This window comes from Kitasatospora cineracea (genome assembly GCF_003751605.1).
Classification (GTDB): Bacteria; Actinomycetota; Actinomycetes; order Streptomycetales; family Streptomycetaceae; genus Kitasatospora; species Kitasatospora cineracea.
This window is the reverse complement of record NZ_RJVJ01000001.1, coordinates 3185252-3204565: the sequence shown is the minus strand read 5'-3', so window position 1 is coordinate 3204565 and position 19314 is coordinate 3185252. Positions and strand designations below refer to the sequence as shown.

Below are 19314 nucleotides of genomic sequence, written 5' to 3'. Positions count from 1 at the left end.
CGACGGACGGACCGCTCGCACTGATCACCGGGGCGCGACAAGCCGGCCGCGCCCGCACCCGTTCACCGCGTACGCCGCTCCAGTCCGCCGTGCCCTCGTGCCGCCGGGCGGGTCGGGCGTGCCCGAGCCTGGAGGAGTCCCATGCCCCGAAGGACCGCTGTTGTGACCGGTGGAGCCGGATTCATCGGCTCCCACCTGTGCGACGCGCTGATCCGCGACGGCCTCGCCGTGGTCTGCGTGGACAACTTCCTGACCGGCAGCCGCGACAACATCGCGCACCTGCTCGGCACCGAGCACTTCGAGCTGGTCGAGCAGGACGTCAACGACAAGCTCGCCGTCACGGGCGAGGTGGACGTGGTGTTCCACCTGGCCTCGCCGGCCTCCCCGGCGGACTACCTGCGCCACCCCCTTCCGACGTTGTCGGTCGGCTCCATCGGCACGCTGAACGTGCTGGAGTTGGCGAAGGAGCGCGGGGCCCGGTTCGTCCTGGCCTCGACCTCGGAGGTGTACGGCGACCCGCACCAGCACCCGCAGACCGAGGCGTACTGGGGCAACGTCAACCCGATCGGACCGCGCAGCGTCTACGACGAGGCCAAGCGCTTCTCGGAGGCGAGCACCGCCGCGTACCGCCGCGAGTTCGGCACCAACACCGCGATCGTGCGGATCTTCAACACCTTCGGCCCGCGGATGCGCACCGACGACGGCCGCGCGGTGCCGGCCTTCATCACCCGGGCGCTCGCCGGGCAACCCCTCCGAGTCGCAGGGGACGGTGGCCAGAGCCGCTCGCTGTGCTTCGTGGAGGACACGGTGGCCGGACTGCTGGCCGTCGCCGCGAGCGACCACCCGGGCCCGGTCAACCTGGGCACCGAGGACGAGCGGACGGTGCTGGCCCTCGCCCACCTGGTCCTCGACCTCACCGGCTCCGCCGCGGAGGTGGAGTTCACCGCCCTGCCCGAGGACGACCCGGTACGCCGCAGGCCCGACACCACCCTGGCCCGCGAGCAGTTCGAGTGGTCGCCGCGGACGGCGATCGAGGACGGCCTGGCCGCCACCATCGCCTGGTTCACCGAGCAGCTCGCCGCCGGGGCCACCCGGTGAGCGCGCCGACCGCCGAAGCCCTCGGCCGACTCTGGGCGGACGGATACACGGTCGTCCCGGCCGTGGTCACCGGCTCGCTGCTGGAGCGGCTGCGCACCGAGGCCGACGCCATGGTGACCGCGTTCGAGGACGGCCACCGCAGCGAGGACTTCTGGCACTTCACCCGCGAGGGCGAGAGCGCGCCGGTGCTCTTCCGCATCCACAACCTTGAGCAGCAGCCGGGCGCCCCGCTCGCGGCCGGGCTGTTCGCCACCGGCCCGCTGCACCACCTCGCCGAGACCATCCTGGGCGGTCCGGCGCGGGCCCGGGTCATCGCCATGATCGTCAAGATGCCGCAGGTGGCCGCCGCCGTCCCCTGGCACCGCGACCGCACCGACGCCGAACCCGGCCGCGCCATCAACCTGAGCCTGTTCCTGGACGACTCCGATGCCTCTAACGGGGCCCTGGAGTTCGTGCCCGGCAGCCACCTGCTGGCCGACGACGCGGAAGTGGAGAAGGTCCGCACCGCCGGGCCCGTGCTGACGATCGGCGCGGTGGCCGGCGACGTGGCCGTGCACGACGTGCGGACCGTCCACGCCTCGCGCCCCAACACCACCCCGCGCCCCCGCCGCAGCCTCGTCATCGAGTTCGTCCCCGACACCACGGAGGCACCGTGACCAGCACCGCACCCGCCCGCCGCCCGAAGGTCGCCACCGTCACGGTCGGCACCAACGAAGCGCGCTGGCTGCCCGCCTGCCTGTCCACCCTCCTCGCCAGCCACACCCCCGACCTCGACCTCACCGTCTACTACGTCGACAACGCCTCCACCGACGGCAGCACCGAGATGATCCGCGAGACCTTCCCCACGGTGCAGATCATCCAGAACGACACCAACCTCGGCTTCTCCCGCGCCAACAACGTCGGCATGCGCGCCGCCCTGACCGCCGGCGCCGACTACGTGTTCCTCGTCAACCCCGACACCCGCACCCCCGCCGACCTCGTCCACCAGCTGACCGACTTCATGGAGCAGTGGCCCACCTACGGCATCTGCGGCCCCATGCAGTACGTCTACACCGACGCCGACGGCGGCACCGTCGCGCTGGACGAGCACAACGACTGGTCGCGCCTCGCGCTGAAGCTCGGCGAGGCCGACGGCTTCGTGGGCGACCGCCCGAACCGGCCCTCCCCGGCCGGCCCCGAGCACGGTCGCGCCCCCGCCACCCTGGAGCACGCCTACGTCCAGGGCGCCGCCCTGTTCGTCCGGGCTGAGGTCCTGCGCACGCTCGGGCTGTTCGACCGGGTCTTCCACACCTACTACGAGGAGACCGACCTGTGCCGCCGAGCCCGCTGGGCGGGCTGGCGGGTCGCCCTCGTCCTGGACCTGGGCATCCAGCACTACGGCGGTGGTGGAACCGGCGCGAGCACCTACCGGCGGGTGCAGATGCGCCGCAACCGGTACTACTTCCTGCTCACCGACGTCACCTGGACGTGGCCCGCGATCCTCTCCCTGGCCGGGCGGTGGCTGGGCCAGGACCTGGCCGGCCGCTCGGTCGGCGGGAACACCACCGTGGTCCGCGGGTGGACGGAGACGGCCACCGCCGCCTGGTGGCTGCTGCGGCTCACCCCGACCATCGCCCGGCGCCGCCGAGCCCACCGCCGCCTGCGCACCGCCGGGGGTGCGCGGTGACCAGGGTGCTGTTCGCCGGGGACTTCCACTGGCAGGCCGGATCGGCGCACATGATCAGCGAGTACGTTCGCGCCGCCCCGGCACTGGACTGCGAAGTCGCCCTCGCCGGGCCGCTGTGCCGCCTGGACGACCAGGTCCCCGGCCTGCTGCCGGTCGTCGACGACCTCGCCTGGGGCACCCACCTGGTCCTGGTCTTCGAGGGCCGTCAGTTCCTGGACGAGCGGCGGCTGGAGCTGTGCGAGCGCTTCCCGCGGAGCCGCCGGATCGTCCTGGACCCGGACGCCCACTGGGGCGAGCACACCGTCCTCGGAGACGACGACTCCGCCGGACCCTACGGCCACCAGCAGTGGCAGCAGCTCTACCGGCTGCTGAGCGACGTCATCCTCCAGCCGCGTCTCGGCAAGCTCCCCGACGGCGCGCAGTTCTTCCCGTACTTCGGGATGCCCAAGCCGGTGCACCGGCCGGAGCGGACACCGGCCGCGACCTACGACCTCCAGTACGTCGGTGCGAACTGGTGGCGCTGGGACGCACTCGCAGACCTGGTCGAAGCCGCCCGGTCCGCCAAGCCGCCGCTGACCCGCCTGCGGGTGGCCGGCCGCTGGTGGTCCGGCGACCCCCATCCCGAGCACCTCACCGCCACCGCCAACCGGCCCGGCTGGCTTGCCGAGCACGGCGTCAAGGTCACCGGCCCCGTCCCGTTCGGCCAGGTCCTCACCCAGATGGCGAAGGCCGAGATCACCCCGATCCTGGCCCGCCCCCTGCTCGCCCACCAACAGCTGCTCACCCCACGCATGTTCGAGACCGTCGCGGCCGGCACCATGCCCGCCCTGCCGCCCGAACTCGCCTACACCACCGCCCTCTACGGCGAGGAGATCGCCCCGTTCCTGCTCGGCGGCGACCCGGCCGAAGACCTCGCACGGCTCCTGCGCGACAGCCCTGCCAACCGCCAGCAGCTCGGCCACGTCCAGGACAAACTCCGCCGCAGCTTCAACTACCGGCGCGTCCTGGGCGACCTCCTCGCCTTCACCCACTAGCCCAGGAGTCCCCCGTGCCCGCGAACATCCTGATCACCGGCATCACCAGCTGCGAGAGCCGAGGAGTCGAGGCCCTCGCCCGCTCCCTGGCCACCTCGCTGACCGCCGCTCCCGATACCACGGTCACCGTTCTCACCCAGACCCCCGACCTCGACAGCGAAGCGCTCGCCGGCAGCGGCGCCGACTGCACCGCGGACCCGTTCGTCGTCTCCCGCTCCTGGGCCACGATGCGGCCGGTCGAAACCGAGCAGCACCGCCGCGAACGCGCCTCCCGCCTCGTCAAGCAGGCGGACCTGGTCCTCGCCACTGGCGGTGACCTGCACACCTCCGATTACGGCGTCTCCACCTCATACCTCGCCGTGCTCGACCGGGCCCAAAAGCTCGGCATCCCCACCGCGATGGTCGGCCAGTCCGTCGGCTTCACCGACCCCGCCGAGCAGGCCGCGTTCACCGCCACCGCCCAGCGCCTCGACCTGTTGACCGTCCGCGAGAGCACCACCCTGGCCTACCTCACCGGCCCCCTCGCCTTACCCGAGGACCGGGTAGTGCTCGCCGCCGACCCTGCCTTCCTCCTCCAGCCGTCCAGCCCCGACCGCACCGCGCAGCTGCTCTCCGCAGCTGGCCTCGACGCCGCCCAGGAGTACGTGTGCCTGGCGCCGAGCCGGGGCGTCACCCGCTACAGCCCGATCAGCGACGCCCAGCACCTGGACGCGCTGACCCGACTCGCCGACACCCTGTGGCGCGTTCGCTGCCGCCCGCTGGTCCTCGTGCCGCACTGCCACGACTCCCGCGAGCACAACGACGACCGCCTCCTGGCCCGGCAGATCGCGACCCGCCTCCCGAACGTGCCGGTGCACGTCCTGGACGCCGACGGCACCGGGGCCGGCGACTACAAGGCCGTCCTCGGAGGGGCGGAGCTGGTGGTCTCAGAGCGCTTGCACGCCTCGATCGGCGCCCTCTCCAGCGGTACCCCCGCCGTCGCCCTCGGCCACAGCCCGAAGTTCCACGGCGTCCTCGCCGACACCTACGGCCCCGACGTCCCGCCCGGCGACGTCCACCGTGACATCGCCGCATTCACCGCCGACCCGGGCGCCGCCGAACACCTCGCCCACCTCGACACCGAGAAGCTCCGCGACCACCTCGCCACCCGGCTCCCCACTCAGGCCGCACTCGCCGCCGCGGACATCGCCCGGGTGCGGGCGCTCCTCAACTCCTGACTCTCCCAGCCCGATCGGAGCACAGCATGGCCCTTCACCTGGTGACCGGCGGAGCCGGATTCATCGGCTCCCACCTCGCCGACCGGCTCCTGGCCGCCGGACACGAGGTCGTCGTCCTCGACAACCTCGACGGCGGCAAGAAGGAGAACGTCCCCGACGGCGCGCGGCTCGTTGTCGGCTCGATCGCCGACCGGGGCACCGTGGACGACCTCTTCGCCGACCACACCTTCGACAGCGTCTTCCACCTGGGAGCCTTCGCCGCCGAGGGCATCAGCCACGCCGTCAAGGCCCACAACTACGAGGTCAACGTCCTCGGCAGCATCCACCTGATCAACGCCGCCCTGCGCACCCGCGTCCGGTACTTCTCCTACGCCTCCTCCGTCGCCGTCTACGGCACCGGCCGCGTCCCGATGTGCGAGGACGACCACCCCCAGCCCGTCGACAGCTACGGCAACGCCAAGCTCACCATCGAACGCGAACTCGCCATCACCGCGCACATGCAGGGCCTGCCGTTCACCGCGCTGCGGATGCACAACGTCTATGGCGAGCGCCAGAACATGGGCGACCCCCTGCGCAACGCCGTGGCGATCTTCCTCAACCAGATCCTGCGGGGCGAGCCGATCACCGTCTACGGCGACGGCAGCCAGCGCCGCTCCTTCACCTACGTCCACGACATCGTCGGCTGCTTCCTCGACGCCGCCGACAACTCCCAGCACTGGAACCGGGTAATCAACGTCGGCAGCCAGCAGCCCTGCACCGTCCTGGAGATGGCCCACGCGGTCCGCGAGGCGATGGGCGTGCCGGACCACCCGATCCGACACCTGGAGACCCGCGAAGAGGTCCACGCCGCCTACACCAGCAGCGAACTCGCCCGGATGCTGCTCGGCGACTGGAAGGACACCCCGCTGGCCGCCGGCCTCGCCGCCACCGCCGCCTGGGCCAAGGGCCACGGCCCCGTCACCCCGCGCAGCACGCTCACCCTCGAAACCGGCTCCGACACCCAGCCCGAGTGGTACACCACCGCCACCTCCCGGACGGACACCCCGTGACCAAGCCCGCCAAGCCCGCCGCCCCGGCCGTCGAGACCATCGCCACCGACGTCGGCGGCGTCCTCTACTACGACGAGCCCTTCGAACTCGCCTGGCTCCAAGGCGTCCTGGAGCTGGCCGGCGAGGCCGACCCGACTCTGACCATCGAGCGGTTCACCGCCGAGATGCGCCGCTTCTACCTCCAGCGGGCCAGCGCCACCGCCAGCCCCGGTCTCTACAGCCCGGCCGGCGCGCACGCCTGGACCAGCGTCCGCCGCCGCTGGTCCGACCTCGCGCAGCTGGTCCCCGACGCCGTCACCGCCCTCGCCACCCTCGCCGAGCACCGGCCGGTGTGCGTGGTCGCCAACCAGCCCCCCGAATGCGAGGAGGTCCTGCGCGCCAGCGGCGCCACAGAGCACCTGGCCCTCGTCGCCCTCGACACCACCGTTGGCATCGCCAAGCCCGACCCCGGCCTGCTCGGCTGGGCGATCGAGCAGCTCGGCTGGAACCCGGCCACCACCCTGATGGTCGGCGACCGGCCAGACCACGACGCCGCCCCCGCCCAGCGCCTCGGTGCCCACGCCGCGCTCGTCACCCCGCCCACCGGCTGGAGCGCCCCGCCCGGCACCGACCCGGCGCTGGTCGCCGCCTACCGGGAGGTGCGGGCCGAACGCATGGAGGTCCGCCGGCACCCCGCCGCCGACCACAGCCTGCACGCCCTCGACCTCGCCGACCTGACCACCCGGTTCGCCGACCGCGTTTCGGCCCGGCACCGCACGGTGGTGGTCCGATGACTGTCCCGCTCACGGTGGCGGTGTGCAGCAACCGGCCCGACCTGCTGCTGGCCGCCCTCGACCGGCTCCCCGGCGTACTCGGCACGGACGACCACCTCGTGGTCGTCGTGGACACCGCCGCGGACGCCGCCACCCAGCGGCGGCTCACCGTGCCCGCCGACCGGCGCACCGTCCTCTTCAACGGGGCCACCATCGGCCTGTCGTACAGCCGCAACCTAGCGCTGAAGGAGGCCCCCACCCGACACGTCGTGTTCGTGGACGACGACATCGTGCCCACCACCGACGCCGTAGAGGACTTGCGCGCCGCCCTGGCCGACGGGGCGCACGTGGCCGGCACCCGGATCACCGCCGATCTCCAGGGCCGCCGAACCCCGTGGTGGCTGACCACCGGGCAGCTGCACTACCTCGGTTCCCACCACCCGGACCTGCCCGCCAGCATCTGGGGCGGGTGCTTCGCCCTCGACCGCGACCACGCCCGGCTGCTCGGCCTCGACTTCGACAGTCGTCTGGGCCGCGTGGGCACCAACCTGGCCTCCGCCGAGGACACCACGCTCGTGCGCGAACTCACCGCCCTCGGCGCGACCACCGCTGTTCTCCACGACACGCAGGTGCGCCACCTGATCCCTGCCCACCGGCTCCGCCCCGGCTACCTCCTGCGCCGTGCCTACTGGCAGGGCCGCAGCGAGGTCCGCCGCGGCACCGCCCGCGCCGGCCTGCACAAGGAGTGGAGACGCAACCGCTCCAGCGGCCCCGGCGCTCGCCCCGCCGTGCTCGCCGTCCTCTACACGGCCGCCGTGCTGACCGGCATCGGCCGCGAACTCCTCGATCCCGCTCGGAGGCGCTCGTGAAGATCGCCATGCTCAACCCGCCCCACCGCTTCGGGCAGGACACCACCCGGTGGATCACCGTCCCGCCGCAGGGCTACGGCGGCATCCAGTGGGTGGTCGCCACCCTCATCGACGGACTCCTCGCCGCCGGACACGAGATCCTCCTGGTCGGCGCTCCCGGCAGCACCCCCCAGCCGGGCCTCACCGTCTCCGACGCCACTACCTACGACACCTCTCGGGACGCGCTGAGCGCGTTCGGCCCGGACGTGGTGCACGACCACACCAACGGCCAGCTGCTGCCCGCCGAACCCGGCTGGCCCGCCGTCCGCACTCACCACCTCAACGGCGTGCCCGAGCACACGGCGAACGGCATCTACCTCTCTCACGCCCAGCGCCGCGCCGCCGGGTCCGCGGAGGCACCGGTCATCCGGTTGCCGGTCAACCCCGACCGCTACACCTACCGGGAGGAGAAGGAGGACTTCCTGCTGTTCCTCGGCCGAGTCTCCGTCCACAAGGGCGCAAGGGACGCCGCCGCCTTCGCCCAGGCCGCCGGCCTCCCACTGAAGCTCGCCGGACCCGCCTGGGAGCCGGACTACCTGCACGGCATCCTCACCGACTACCCCGGCACCGCCGAGTACGTCGGCGAGGTCGGAGGCAGCCGGCGCACCGAGCTGCTCGCCGCCGCCCGCGCCCTGCTCGTCCTCTCCCAGCCGTTCGGCGGACCCTTCGGAGGCGAGTGGACCGAGCCCGGGGCCACCGTCGTCGCCGAGGCCGCCGTCAGCGGTACCCCGGTCATCGCCAGCAACAACGGCTGTCTCGCCGAGATTGCCCCGCACGTCGGCACTGTCCTGCCGGTCGAGCGGACGCCCACCCCGGAGGAGGCCGCCAAGATCCTGGCCGGCCTCCCCGTCCCGGAGCACCTGCGCGTCACCGCGATCGAGCATTGGGGCCACGACGTGATCGCCTCGAAGTACCTGGAGGTCTACCGCCGCGCCGCCGCGGGCGGCATCTGGGCCTGAGCTACGGTCAGCGCGAGCGCTGCCCGGCCGCGATCCGCTGCCGGGCAGCCTCATACAGAACTGCGGTCGTAGCGTTCGCCGCGTTCAACGAACTGGCCGCCCCGGTCATCGGGATGCTCACCGTGAAGTCGCACAGCTCCCGCCACGTGCTGGACAGCCCGGTCGTCTCGTTGCCCACCAGCAGCAGCACCGGCTGAGTCAGGTCGAAGTCGAAGACATCGGCGTCGCCCTTCTCGTCCGTGCCCACCAGGACCAGCGGACGACCGGCGGCCCGCTGTTGCTCCACCCAGGCCATCACCTCGTTCGGCCCCGGCACACGGACGGACGGCAGCGAGAAGAGGCTGCCCGTGGTCGCCCGCACAGCCTTCGAGTCGTAGACATCGGCGGCGTGGCCCGAAACGATCATCCCGTGTGCGCCGAAGGCATCCGCGGACCGGATGATGCTCCCGATGTTGCCCGGCGTGGTCGGCCGGTCGAAGAGGACGCCGAGGAAGTCCGGCCCTACCTCGATCCGGTTGAGGTCGTCCGCCGGCATGCCGACCACCGCGATGACCTCGGGCACGCCCTCGGTCTTCTCACCCAGCTCGGCCAGCAGCTCCGGCGCCATCACGATCCGCTCAGCCCGGGTCGTCCGCAGCAACTCCTGCGCCCACCCGGACAACTTCCGCCGGTCGTCGTAGAGCAGCGCGTGGATCGGCCAGCCGTACTCCACCGCCAGCGAGATCGGCCGAACCCCCTGCACCAGGAACTCACCGAGCTGGTTGCGCTTCTTCCGGTTGGTGAGCAGCGCCTCCCACTGCTGGAACCGGGCGTTGCGGGAGGTGATCCTCTGGATCGCTGGCACCTGTCCTCCAAGATGAGCCGACTACTTCGATGCGTTCCGACCACGGCGGAGTCCGCACCAGCGCAGCTAGAAACCCTACACCGGCGACCCTTCGCTGTAGGTCTCGAAGCACCCGAGCCGCCTCTTAGGGTCAGCAGCGAAGCGCCACCGACCCGGGCGACCGCATCGTCAGCATCGAGTTGCGCGGCACCCTGGCGCTACCCGATTTGCGAGGCCGACTAGCTGCTACTCCTCCGTACTGCCTGATCCGCCAGACGCATGTTCTGGGCCATGAGGTCCAGCCCTGCGGCCACATCCGCCCTGGTCACCTGCCACCAGCCAGCCCGGTCGTAGATCCACCAGCTGGACCGGAACCACGCGAAGTCAGCGATCGTCTCGCTCAGGTACTGGGCCGTTCCGTCCGCGAGGGCAGCGTCCATCGCGGCGTGGCTGAGGTCGGCCTTGACGCCCGCTTCGGAACTGATCATCTTGTCCACCCTCACGGCCGGACGTTCGGCTGGACGACGTGGGCCTGCTGTGCCGGAGGCGGTTGGAGAAGTGGGGCGGGCTCCACTTGGGGAGCAGGCCCGGTCACCCTGACGTCCGGGCTCGGCTTCGGCTCTGCGCCCGGGCCGCGAGCGGTCACGTCAATGCTGCCGAAATCGTTCGCCAGCGTTGCCCGAATGTCCTCCGCCATGATCTCCCCACCCAGTTCAACAGCAGCGCCGACAACAACGGCTGTGGTGGCGAGCCTCGCGAGGTAGTCGGGACGTTCCTCCACGATGACCTCGACCTTGACTTCGTAGCGCTCAGGGTCCTGCCGGTCCACCTCCCACTCGACGGTGAGCGTGTCGACGGGGTCGCCGCGCTCAGCGAGCACGACGATGGCCTCATAGACCTCCCGTCGTGGCCCCGCTTCGAAAGCCTCGGGGTAGAGCCAGGCACTCACCTCCCGGATGTGCTCCGGGTTCTGGAGGAGATCCGCGAGGACAGTGTCCTGGCGCTCAAGCCGGAGGTCGAGCCGAACCTCCTGGCTGTTGGCCGGCAGGGGTCTCGGCTGGTACGGCTCGGGAGCCGGCTCGCTGAACTTGGCCGTCAACGGGGCCTGTTCGAGCCGCTGGGTAAGCCGGTCGAGAGCTGGTTCCGGCCCGCGCTGACCAGCGCTGGGCGCGCGAAGTCGGTCGAGATGGAGTGCAAGGTCGCGTCGGACCGCGGCTTCCTGTACGAGCCGGGCGTAGCTCGCGATAGCCCGGGGCTGTGGTGCCGCGTCGGCAAGCCGCCGGAGGTAGTCCGCGCCGACTCCCCGGACGGCGGCCTTCTGGGCGACCAGTTCCGGCATTCGGGTAGCGGGAGCCGCGGGGTTGCTGGTCCGCGACTCGATCAGGGCGCCCAACAGGGCCCGGTTGGTCGGGTGGGCCATGCGGTCGGGCGTCAAGTAGGCGATTTGGTCGAGCTGTTGGGGATCGCGCAGGGCGGCACCGATGACGGCCTGCTCGGCGCGCAGCGCGAGGTCGGGGTTGGTCATCAGTTCGTCCTTGACTTAGATCCGGTGGTGGCTTCCCGGTAGCGGCGAGCCGCGTCGTCAGCGGCTGCCATCCGGGCAGCCGCCTGATCGAGCCGTTCCAGTAGCTCCTCGTTGGCGACCCGCAGCCACTCACCTCCGAGTTCGACCGCCCACCAGGCATCGGCGAATCGCAGGTACTCGGGGATGCCGGGGCTGATCGGCGTGGCGAGGCCGCGGGAGCGGGCGTCATCCATCTGGGCGGCGGTGAGACGGTCGGGGCTGCCGGCTTCGGCGGTGTCCGCGTGGGCGGCGAGCAGCTTGCCCGGAATCCCGGCCCAAGCATCGGCTTCGGTCCACCGTTTCTGGAGGTCCGGGGAATCGGCGGCTCGGAGCTCGGGAGCCCGGTGGCCAGTTCGGCAGGCCGTGGCGTAGACGCCGGTGGCGTTGGCCACCACCGCGCGGAGCTCAGCGTGCCAGTAGCGGGCTGCTTGTCCTACCTGCTGGTCTGCGCCCGCCCCGTAGATCTCCTCCCGCCAGACCTTGAGTGCCCAGAGCTCCTCAATCAGCCCAGGGTGCTCGGCCCAGCACTGCGGCAGCCGCGACTCCACGGCCAGCTCGTAGCGGTCGTGCAGCCAGGTCACCCAGTCGCAGAGACCGGCCCACGCCACGACCCGCTCGGGACCGGTCATGGTGTGCCACTCGACCAGGCGGGTACGCGGGCTCGCGCCTGCCGAGTCGGTCTTGCTGACGCTGGTGGCCGTGTTGTCGGTTCGGCGTCGGCGTATCCGGGCGTGCGGGCGGTGCTTGACCCGGCCGATCGGCGTGATCGCGGATTCGGTCATGTCTGGTCCTGGAGCTGAGCGGGCAGGGTGCGGGTGTTCCCGGAGGAGTTCGGCTGCGCGGTGGTGGCGACGGCCTTCCAGTCGGTCATGACCAGGTGCACGGCAGCGTCGAGCGCCTCGACCGACGTGCTGGGGGTGAGCAGCAGTCGGCGGAGGTAGGAGGCGGTGTCCATCGTGCTGGTGACCAGAGCGGCCAGGCGCGGGGACAGTGCCGTGATGCTCAGGCGGACGCGGGCCTCGATGGCTTCGGTGGTCACCGCAGCGGCCTCGGTGTGGAGTGCCAGCATCGCCTCGTAGATCCCGTACCGGACGTGTGTGGTGAAGACGTCCACCGGCACCCAGGTTCCGAGGTCGGCGAGTTCACGCGGGCGCTGGGCGAGGTATGCGAGGACAAGGTCCTCGTAGTCGGCTCGGGTAGGGCGCCAGGTGCTGAGCGGGTGGAATGGGCCGTCGGAGTCGGCTCGGTGGGTGGTCCAGTCGTCGGTCGGCCACAAAGCGGGGACGGTCTCCTGGTAGCCGGGGCTGAACACCGTCACGACGGGAGCGCCGGTGTGATCGGTGCCGGCGTGGTACAGCGCGCCGTCGATACCTCGCACCGGTCCGCTCCACCGGAGGGTGCAGTCGGTCGGGGCATCGGGGCGGCGGAGCAGTCCCTGGTGGTGCCGCCGGTCGAAGCGGGACTCCCAGCGGTGGTCGGCATCGGTGCTCGCCTCGCGATCACCTGTGCTCCAAGCGGGTCGGGGTGTCACGCGGCCACCACCTCGGTCGGGTCGAGTTCCCCGGCTCGGTATCGGCGTGCCCACTGAACGCTCTCCTCGTACGCCTTCCGGTCCGGGCCTTCGTAGTGGCGCAGCATCCGGACCTTGGCGAGGGGTGTGGTGGCGTGGATGACCAGCGCCTCGCGCTTCTCCTCGTCCAAGGTGCGGATCTCGTCCGGGGTGACGGTCTTACGGTCCTGGAGGGTGGTCTGCATCGTGGTGCCGTGGCTGCCGCTCTGGTAGGTGGTCAGGGACTCGCGGTAGATGCCGGCCAGCTTCGAGAATTCTTCGAGTTCGGCACCGCCCAGGCCGCCGAGGGCGATCTTGATGGTGGAGCTGCCCCAGAGCATCTCGGCGCCGTCGTGTCCCCAGATGGTGCGGGCCTGGGCCATGTTCTGAAGGACGGCCAGGACGTAGATGCCCGAGCCGCCCGCGAAGGACATCAGGTCGGGGAGGTTCGGCAGCGGGGTGACGTTGGCGACCTCGTCCAGCAGAGCACCCAGCGGGGGGTCGAGCCGGCCGCCCGGCGAGCGGTCCGCGATTCGCTTGGCCGTGCCGAAGACCTCGGAGACAAACGCCGAGATCAGCGGCGCGAGCGCCTTGGAGTCCTCCTTGTCGACCAGCAAGTAGATGGTCCCGTTGCTCCGCAACCACGCCTCGATGTCGATGCTGTTGCCGGTCTTTGGGACGAAGGTGCGGCGGGCCAGCGGCGAGAACAGCGGGGTCAGCGCGGTCTGGACCGTGCTGAAGAGGTTCGCACGGGTCTCTCCGGGCTGCCGGTACAGCGCGTCGAGCATCTCGGCGACGCCGGGTTCCGCCCGGCGGGACTCCGCGAGCAGCTTGATCGGCTCCTCCACATGGGGGTTGAACGCCCAGCGGAGAACGTCCTCCATGGAGTTGTCGGTGATCTCGGCGGCGTGCAGCCAGGCCGCCAGCAGGCTGGTCGCGGTGGCGCCGAAGAAACCCGCGCCGCTGGAGTCGGACGTCTCGCTCTTGCCGATCCTGACCATCAGGTCGGCCCGCTGCATCGCCTTGCCGAAGTCGGCGCATCCGCTGGCCGGCGACCACTGGACCTGGTCCGGCCACTCGACCATGCCGGTCGGCGTCATCGCCAGGGTGGGGCCGAGCTTCCGCCGGATCAGCGCGGTCGCGTCGAGCAGGTCGCCGCGGACACTGGTGACCAGCATCGGCCCCCGCCATGCCTTGATCCACGGGATGATCACCTGGGAGGTCTTGCCCTGGCGAGGAGCTGCGAGCATCAGCACCGACGACTCGATGCAGGCCCACAGCAGCATCCCCGCCATGGTTCGGCCGAGCTGCACGGCGACGTCGGCGGCCTTGATCCGGCTCCCCTTGAGGGAGGGCCGCACGATCGGTCCGCGTCGGACCACCGCCGCAGCGGACATCGTCTTCGCCAGCTGGGCCGGGGAGGCGTAGCCGCGCACGGACCGGTTGCGCCGCAGCCGGCGAAGGGCGAAGCCTCCTGCCGTGATCATCATGCAGACGACGATGGCGGTGGCGACGGCGAAGCCGACCGGACCGGGCAGGTCGGCCCTGGCCTGCTCAGGCCAGGCCAACTTCGGGTCGTCCAGGTGCTGGGGGATCTGCTTGGCGACGGCGAATGCTTCACCGAACGGGACGGCGGGCCACGCGGCGTGGGTGATCAGGCCCGCAATCTGGCCGGTGGCCCAGGTACCGACGGTGACGGTGACGACGACGATGATCAGCGCCACGATCAGGTAGTCCGCTGGACCGTCCAGCACTGGCCGCCGGGCGACGGTCGAGTTCGAGGCGGCGGCCATCACACGGCCATTCGCTCGTTGGTGTAGTAGAGCTGCCGCTCGATCGGGCTGAGGATGGTCTGGACCACATGGGAGCTGGTCCGGCCGATCTTCCAGATCGCGCGGCCGATCTGCTCACCCGACCAACTGGCGATGTGCGCGCACTCGGTGTCGGTGAGGCCGATGGCGTCCCTCGTCATGGCGAGCGGCGCGGTGTCCTGGCGCAGGCAGATCCGCACGTCACAGGACGCGATGAGGTTGCGGGCGATGCTGACCTCTTCGCTGCCCTGGGCGCCGACGGCCTCGAAGTCGGCAAGCCGGTGCGTGCTGAGGACCTGGATGGTGCCCTGCGCGCGGGAGAGCCGGAGGTCGGAGTCGAGCTTGCGGATCATCGCGGGAACGCGCATCGCGCGCCACAGCTCGTCGCGGACGACCAGGCGGACGGGGCCGCCGGGCTCGTCGATCGCGGCCTGGCCCCAACTGCTGACGCAGGCCAGGGTCATGGCAACGGTCTCGTCACCGCGGCCGTCGATCCGGGAGAGGTCGACGGTCTGGATCGGTGCGGCGAAGTCGGGACGGACGGTGGTCGGTCCGTCGAACAGACCGCTGAGGCTTCCGCGGACCATGTTGCCGAGGGCGTCGGCGGCCGGCCGGATCATCTCCCTCAGCTCGCTCACGTCGGCGTCACGGACGCGGAGGTCCTCCGCCATCTCGGGTAGCGGGTCGCGCAGCAGGGCCCACACCTGCGGGATCGTCGGGTCCTGGAGGTGGCTGGCGCCGGTGGCCTGGCCGGAGGCGTGCTTGATCGCCAGGGAGAGTGCGGCTTCCTCTGTGGGCGTGAGGTTGCGGCCGAGCCGCATGACCAGCAGAGAGGACAGCAGGGTGATTCGGCGCCGGTGGACTTCGTCCAGGCGCTCGCGCAGCTCCTCCGGGTCGGCCGGCAGGTTCGCGCCCAACGGCCCGGCGTCCAGCGGGTTCAACCTGTTACGCAAGCCGGGGCCAAGCTCGACGGGCTCGACACCGAACGCCCTGGCCAGCGGTGCGTACTCGTTCTTGATGTCGCCGAGCACGAAGGTGCGTACACCGTAGGCGGCGAGCCTGGTGGCGAGGACCTTGACCGTCGCCGACTTGCCGGTGCCGGGCACGCCGGTCACCAGCAGGTTCGGGTTGGTGATCAGTCCGCGGTGCAGCCACTCGATCGGATGGCAGGAGAAAGCGCCTCCGGCCAAGCAGTCGACGCCGATGTAGGCCCCGGCGGGGGGCATCGAGGCCCCGTACAGCCAGGGGTAGAGACCCTGGACCTGGCCGGTGCTGCCTCGGAAGACCGGGATTTCCGGCATCCGGGGGGACCGGCCGGCGAAGGGCCGGGCGTAGCCGCGCCGGGGCGCGACCGGCTCGCGGCGCTGCTTGGGCGCCTTCTGTTTGGCGGGCTTCGGGGCGACCGGGGTCGGCCGGCCGAGCACGTCGGTCAGGTCGAGGACGGGGAGGTCGGTCGAACGTTGGCGGAACATCAGGCCACCCGCTTCCGGGGCAGGCCCATGCCGACGGGCAGCGCGCCGAGGGCGAATCCGATGTCCTGGGCCATCCACATCCGCTGGACTTCGATCCGGCCCTGGTTGGCGTCGGCCTCCAGCGCGGCGCAGGCGTCTTCGAGGTCAGCCGGGTTGGTGACGGTGACGGTGCAGTAGGCGGTGTAGCGGACAAGGCCGTGGCCGGCTGCGCGCTCCTGGTCCTGGGCTTCGGCGTGCCGCAGTGCCTGCTTCTCGTGCTCCGGGATGATCTGGCCGGTCTTGTGCCGCATGCTGACGGCAACCTCGCGGGCAGTGCGTTCCTGCATGACCTCGCGCTCGGCGGCGCGCGGTCCGCGGGGTTCGATGTGAAGGTTGAACGCCCTGCGGTACTTGCCTTCGCCCAGCAGCGGGGAGAGCGCTGTGGAGTAGATCTTGTTCTTGGGCCAGTTCCGGACGGCGTAGGTGACGGAGAGCGCGCCGTCGTGCTCGTACCGGCCGCGCCAACTCTCGGCGGCGGAGGGGCCCGCCGCGACCGGGTCGACGCCCGGTTCGAAGGGCACGTCCTGGCCTCGGAAGGCGGCGGCCGCGGCGGCGGCCCGGCGTTCGGCGAGCATTCGGCTGGAGTGCGGGTCGAACGCGGTCCGCAGGACCTCGGCGAGTTCGCGCGGGTTCAGCCAGCTCTCCACCTGGAGGTCCGCGGAGGCGATACCGGAGGTGAGGGCCCGCAGGTGGCGGATCAGGACGGTGGCGGCTCCGGCGGTGCCGCCACCGGCCGCCTTGATGGGGCCGGCCGCCCGGGCGGCGTCCATGGTGATCGCCAGGTACGCCTCGCGCTGGCTGGTCGCCAGGGTGGCGGTGGAGAGCAGTGACTTGGTGATGTCCACCGCGACGCCGGGGGCCTCGTCGGAGACGTGGTCGGCGTGCCAGCGCTGGAGCGCGGCGCCGGACTCGGGGACCAGGCGCTGGAGCGCCTGGATGCGGATGATCGGATTTCCTTCCGTGCACTGCGAGTTGAGCAGCTCGCCCCAGCTGGCCACACGCTGGTCGCGCCGCTGGGAGTCGACCAGTCCGATGCCGGGGAAGCGCACCCGGGCGACGGCGGTGAAGGTCCGGTCGAGCTGGTGGTGGATCACCGCGATCGGGTCGCCGCTGCCGCCGTCCGCTTCGAGGATCGACAGCGGCGCGAGGATGCCCGGCAGGTCCATCTTCGGCTCGTCCGTGGTGGCCTTGCGCGGCGAGAAGGCACCGGCGAGGAAACGATTCTGCCCACGGAACTTGAGGATTTCGAAGGACACGAAGGACACCGCCCATTCGTCAACGGTGCGGCCGGCGATCCGGACGAACGCAAGTAGGAAGAGGACAAAGGCAACGGGCCACGTCACGAGGCCCGCCCGGACGTACGAGATTGCGAACGGCCAGATCGTCGCCAGGACCGCGCCGCCGAGCATGGCCGCCCGCTGGACGCTCAGGCCGAAGAGGAAGGCGACCTTCTCCTGCTGCCAGCCGAAGTAGGTGCGGTTGGGAGCGGTTTGAGTGCTCACGTCTGGTCGCCTCCTTCGGGCTGGTCAGCGGGGGTGGAAGTCGCAGGCGGCGCGGCCTGGGGCGGGTCGGCGGGACGCTCGGTGGGGGCGACCTCGGGACTCACCGAGCCGGGATTGGCGGCTGGCGGCCGGGCCGGCATGCGGTCCGCCTGCCCCGGGGTCGCCGTAGTCTGCACGGCGGGAGCTGGCCGACTGGTGTTCAAGGGAGCCGCCGCGGCGGCGGTCGGCGACCCTGCGGCGGCCGGCGCCTGCGCCTCGGCGGGGGGAGCCGCCGACGTGCCGGGAGCGCTGGCCGTCGGTCCCGGGCTGCCGGGATGCGATGCCCCGAGGGGGGAGGCCGAACCGCTGCCACCCTGCGGCACGGGGCCGGGCAGCGGCGCGGCACTGGCTGCCGCTGAGCCAGCAGGCGGCCCAGCGGGAACCGGGGGCATCTCGATCGTCGGGGGGTCGGAGCGCGGTGCGCTGGCGACCGGCAAGTCCGGGGTCGAGTCCTGGAGTGCCTGCTGGTGGTCGGCCTGCTGGGCGGCCGGCTCGGCGGGTTCGGGCTGTTGCTCCTGCTGCCCGGACCAGTCCGGCTTCGGCTGGTCCGGCAGGTATCCGCTGGTGGGAAGCTGAGCCCCCGCGTGACGGTTGACGTAGCCCGCTGGCTGAGCTGCGTAGGGGTTCGCTCCTTGCGCTCCCGCGTGGCCAGCCATCTTCTCCATCCCCTGGGCGAGGCTGTTGACGGCCTGCTGAGCGAGTCGCACACCGGCCGCGGCGGCCATGCCGATCGGGCCCGCAGCGGCACCGGCGCCACCCGCCGCAGCCCCCGCTCCCCCGGCACCACCGGTAGCAGCGCCTCCGGCAGCACCTCCGCCCTTGCTGGCGAAGTTCGTCATCGTCCGGGTAGCGCTGTCCTGCCCGAAGGTATCCGGGGAGGCGCCGGTCGGCGGGCCGCCGGCTGTGCTGAGACGGCCTCCAGCGAAGCCGAGCAGCGCGGCGAGTCCTGCGCCGCCCCCGACCTGGACTGAGGCGAAGGTGAAGAAGCGGGCGACGGCCGGCCAGGCGAGCGCAGCCAGCAGCAGGACGAGCATCCCGGACAGCGTGCTGTTCAAGTCCTGGCTGTCACCTGCGAGGTTGAACCCCAGGGCGAAGACGAGCGCGATGATCGGTTTCAAGATGATCAGCTGGATCGTCATCGAGACGAGCTTCGACCACCACGTCTTGGTGGAGTCCGAGACCTGGCCAGCCGCGCTGATCGGCGAGGTCGCGATGAGCGCCGCGATGGCCGCGCCCCGCAGCAGCATCTCGAACCAGAGCACCAAGGTCAGCAGGATGCCGATGATCGCCAGGATCAGCAGCAGGGAGACCGAGTTGCCGGGGTTCCACGCCACGAGCTTGGCGATCTTGTCGCTGAACGCCTGCTGACCGCCGAGCGTGCTGTCCACGATGTACTTGGTCAGCTCGTCGCTGGCCACCAACGTGGTGGACGCGACGATCAGGGTGAGCATGAAGGCGAGCACCGCCTTGCCGAGGCCCACCGCCGCGGTCGCAAGGGGCCGGCCGTCGTGGGTGACGGCGGTACGGACCACCTGTCCGATGACCAGCAGGCAGGCCACCAGAGCAGCCACGCCCAGGGATATGGCGTAGACGCTCCGCACTCCGTTGGACGCGAGGTCGGGGCCGGGCATCTTCACGAAGGCGCCGGAGAAGGTCTTCAACAACTCGACCATCGCGTCGGCGAAGGACTTGCAGATCGACTCCCACGCGGAGGTCGCCATCTTGCCGACGGCGTCGCCCGCCAGGCCGCCGAGGACGGTGTCGGTGACGCAGCCGACAGGGTCGGTCAGGCCGCAGGGCATGCCGGCCTCCTGGTGCTCGTGGTGCTGGCC

At 71.4% G+C, this 19314-nt stretch carries 18 protein-coding genes; 9 read left to right on the top strand and 9 right to left on the bottom strand.

The window, feature by feature from the left end:
• The first annotated feature begins 141 nt into the window (after positions 1–141).
• Genes EDD39_RS14580 through EDD39_RS14540 form a run of 9 tightly spaced genes read left to right on the top strand, consistent with a single transcriptional unit; the run spans position 142 to position 8683 of the window.
• Complete coding sequence (locus EDD39_RS14580; protein ID WP_123556202.1) at positions 142–1098, top strand: NAD-dependent epimerase/dehydratase family protein; 957 nt, start codon at positions 142–144, stop codon at positions 1096–1098.
• Entirely contained in the window at positions 1095–1754 is a 660-nt protein-coding gene (locus EDD39_RS14575; protein ID WP_162870020.1) for a phytanoyl-CoA dioxygenase family protein, read from the top strand. Before EDD39_RS14580 ends, EDD39_RS14575 begins: the two co-directional genes overlap by 4 nt.
• Positions 1751–2764, top strand: coding sequence for a glycosyltransferase family 2 protein (locus EDD39_RS14570; RefSeq protein WP_123556198.1), 1014 nt, complete (start codon positions 1751–1753; stop codon positions 2762–2764). Before EDD39_RS14575 ends, EDD39_RS14570 begins: the two co-directional genes overlap by 4 nt.
• Positions 2761–3798, top strand: a complete 1038-nt coding sequence (locus EDD39_RS14565; protein WP_208765499.1) for a glycosyltransferase family protein — start codon at positions 2761–2763, stop codon at positions 3796–3798. The genes EDD39_RS14570 and EDD39_RS14565 overlap by 4 nt, the downstream gene beginning before the upstream one ends.
• Positions 3799–3812: 14 nt before the next feature.
• Positions 3813–5015 (top strand): polysaccharide pyruvyl transferase family protein, encoded by a 1203-nt coding sequence (locus tag EDD39_RS14560; protein WP_123556196.1) that lies wholly within the window; start codon positions 3813–3815, stop codon positions 5013–5015.
• Positions 5016–5041: 26 nt separating this feature from the next.
• Positions 5042–6064 (top strand): NAD-dependent epimerase/dehydratase family protein, encoded by a 1023-nt coding sequence (locus tag EDD39_RS14555; RefSeq protein WP_123556194.1) that lies wholly within the window; start codon positions 5042–5044, stop codon positions 6062–6064.
• Positions 6061–6837 (top strand): HAD family hydrolase, encoded by a 777-nt coding sequence (locus EDD39_RS14550; protein WP_123556192.1) that lies wholly within the window; start codon positions 6061–6063, stop codon positions 6835–6837. Before EDD39_RS14555 ends, EDD39_RS14550 begins: the two co-directional genes overlap by 4 nt.
• On the top strand, positions 6834–7685 hold the full coding sequence (locus EDD39_RS14545; RefSeq protein WP_123556190.1) for a glycosyltransferase family 2 protein: 852 nt from the start codon (positions 6834–6836) through the stop codon (positions 7683–7685). The genes EDD39_RS14550 and EDD39_RS14545 overlap by 4 nt, the downstream gene beginning before the upstream one ends.
• Positions 7682–8683 carry a glycosyltransferase gene (locus EDD39_RS14540; RefSeq protein ID WP_123556188.1) on the top strand — a complete coding sequence of 334 codons (1002 nt, stop codon included), beginning with the start codon at positions 7682–7684 and terminating at the stop codon, positions 8681–8683. The genes EDD39_RS14545 and EDD39_RS14540 overlap by 4 nt, the downstream gene beginning before the upstream one ends.
• A 7-nt stretch (positions 8684–8690) precedes the next feature.
• On the opposite strand, the gene EDD39_RS14535 is transcribed toward EDD39_RS14540, so the two are convergent.
• From EDD39_RS14535 to EDD39_RS39555, 9 genes are all read right to left on the bottom strand, one after another.
• Positions 8691–9527 (bottom strand): TrmH family RNA methyltransferase, encoded by an 837-nt coding sequence (locus EDD39_RS14535; RefSeq protein WP_123556186.1) that lies wholly within the window; start codon positions 9525–9527, stop codon positions 8691–8693.
• A 218-nt stretch (positions 9528–9745) separates the two neighbouring features.
• A complete protein-coding gene (locus EDD39_RS14530) occupies positions 9746–10003 on the bottom strand; it encodes a hypothetical protein (RefSeq protein WP_148089443.1) in 258 nt (85 codons plus the stop codon).
• A gap of 2 nt (positions 10004–10005) precedes the next feature.
• Entirely contained in the window at positions 10006–11031 is a 1026-nt protein-coding gene (locus EDD39_RS14525) for a DnaB-like helicase N-terminal domain-containing protein (protein ID WP_123556182.1), read from the bottom strand.
• Entirely contained in the window at positions 11031–11852 is an 822-nt protein-coding gene (locus EDD39_RS14520) for a hypothetical protein (RefSeq protein WP_123556181.1), read from the bottom strand. Before EDD39_RS14520 ends, EDD39_RS14525 begins: the two co-directional genes overlap by 1 nt.
• The gene (locus EDD39_RS14515; protein WP_123556179.1) at positions 11849–12448 is read right to left on the bottom strand and encodes a hypothetical protein; all 600 of its coding nucleotides are present in this window, start codon (positions 12446–12448) and stop codon (positions 11849–11851) included. The genes EDD39_RS14520 and EDD39_RS14515 overlap by 4 nt, the downstream gene beginning before the upstream one ends.
• Positions 12449–12597: 149 nt before the next feature.
• Positions 12598–14412 (bottom strand): type IV secretory system conjugative DNA transfer family protein, encoded by a 1815-nt coding sequence (locus EDD39_RS14510; protein WP_123556177.1) that lies wholly within the window; start codon positions 14410–14412, stop codon positions 12598–12600.
• Positions 14412–15902, bottom strand: coding sequence for a VirB4 family type IV secretion system protein (locus tag EDD39_RS14505; protein WP_123556176.1), 1491 nt, complete (start codon positions 15900–15902; stop codon positions 14412–14414). The genes EDD39_RS14510 and EDD39_RS14505 overlap by 1 nt, the downstream gene beginning before the upstream one ends.
• Entirely contained in the window at positions 15902–17443 is a 1542-nt protein-coding gene (locus EDD39_RS14500) for an SCO6880 family protein (protein WP_123556175.1), read from the bottom strand. The genes EDD39_RS14505 and EDD39_RS14500 overlap by 1 nt, the downstream gene beginning before the upstream one ends.
• Complete coding sequence (locus EDD39_RS39555; RefSeq protein ID WP_162870019.1) at positions 17440–19284, bottom strand: TrbL/VirB6 family protein; 1845 nt, start codon at positions 19282–19284, stop codon at positions 17440–17442. The genes EDD39_RS14500 and EDD39_RS39555 overlap by 4 nt, the downstream gene beginning before the upstream one ends.
• Positions 19285–19314: the final 30 nt, after the last annotated feature.

What these genes read in the sequence shown, in the direction of transcription:
- EDD39_RS14520 (WP_123556181.1), bottom strand. Translation starts at nt 11,852, where the DNA reads ATGACCGAATCCGCGATCACGCCGATCGGCCGGGTCAAGCACCGCCCG.
- EDD39_RS39555 (WP_162870019.1), bottom strand. Translation starts at nt 19,284, where the DNA reads ATGCCCTGCGGCCTGACCGACCCTGTCGGCTGCGTCACCGACACCGTC.
- EDD39_RS14545 (WP_123556190.1), top strand. Translation starts at nt 6,834, where the DNA reads ATGACTGTCCCGCTCACGGTGGCGGTGTGCAGCAACCGGCCCGACCTG.
- EDD39_RS14505 (WP_123556176.1), bottom strand. Translation starts at nt 15,902, where the DNA reads ATGTTCCGCCAACGTTCGACCGACCTCCCCGTCCTCGACCTGACCGAC.
- EDD39_RS14555 (WP_123556194.1), top strand. Translation starts at nt 5,042, where the DNA reads ATGGCCCTTCACCTGGTGACCGGCGGAGCCGGATTCATCGGCTCCCAC.
- EDD39_RS14580 (WP_123556202.1), top strand. Translation starts at nt 142, where the DNA reads ATGCCCCGAAGGACCGCTGTTGTGACCGGTGGAGCCGGATTCATCGGC.
- EDD39_RS14525 (WP_123556182.1), bottom strand. Translation starts at nt 11,031, where the DNA reads ATGACCAACCCCGACCTCGCGCTGCGCGCCGAGCAGGCCGTCATCGGT.
- EDD39_RS14510 (WP_123556177.1), bottom strand. Translation starts at nt 14,412, where the DNA reads ATGGCCGCCGCCTCGAACTCGACCGTCGCCCGGCGGCCAGTGCTGGAC.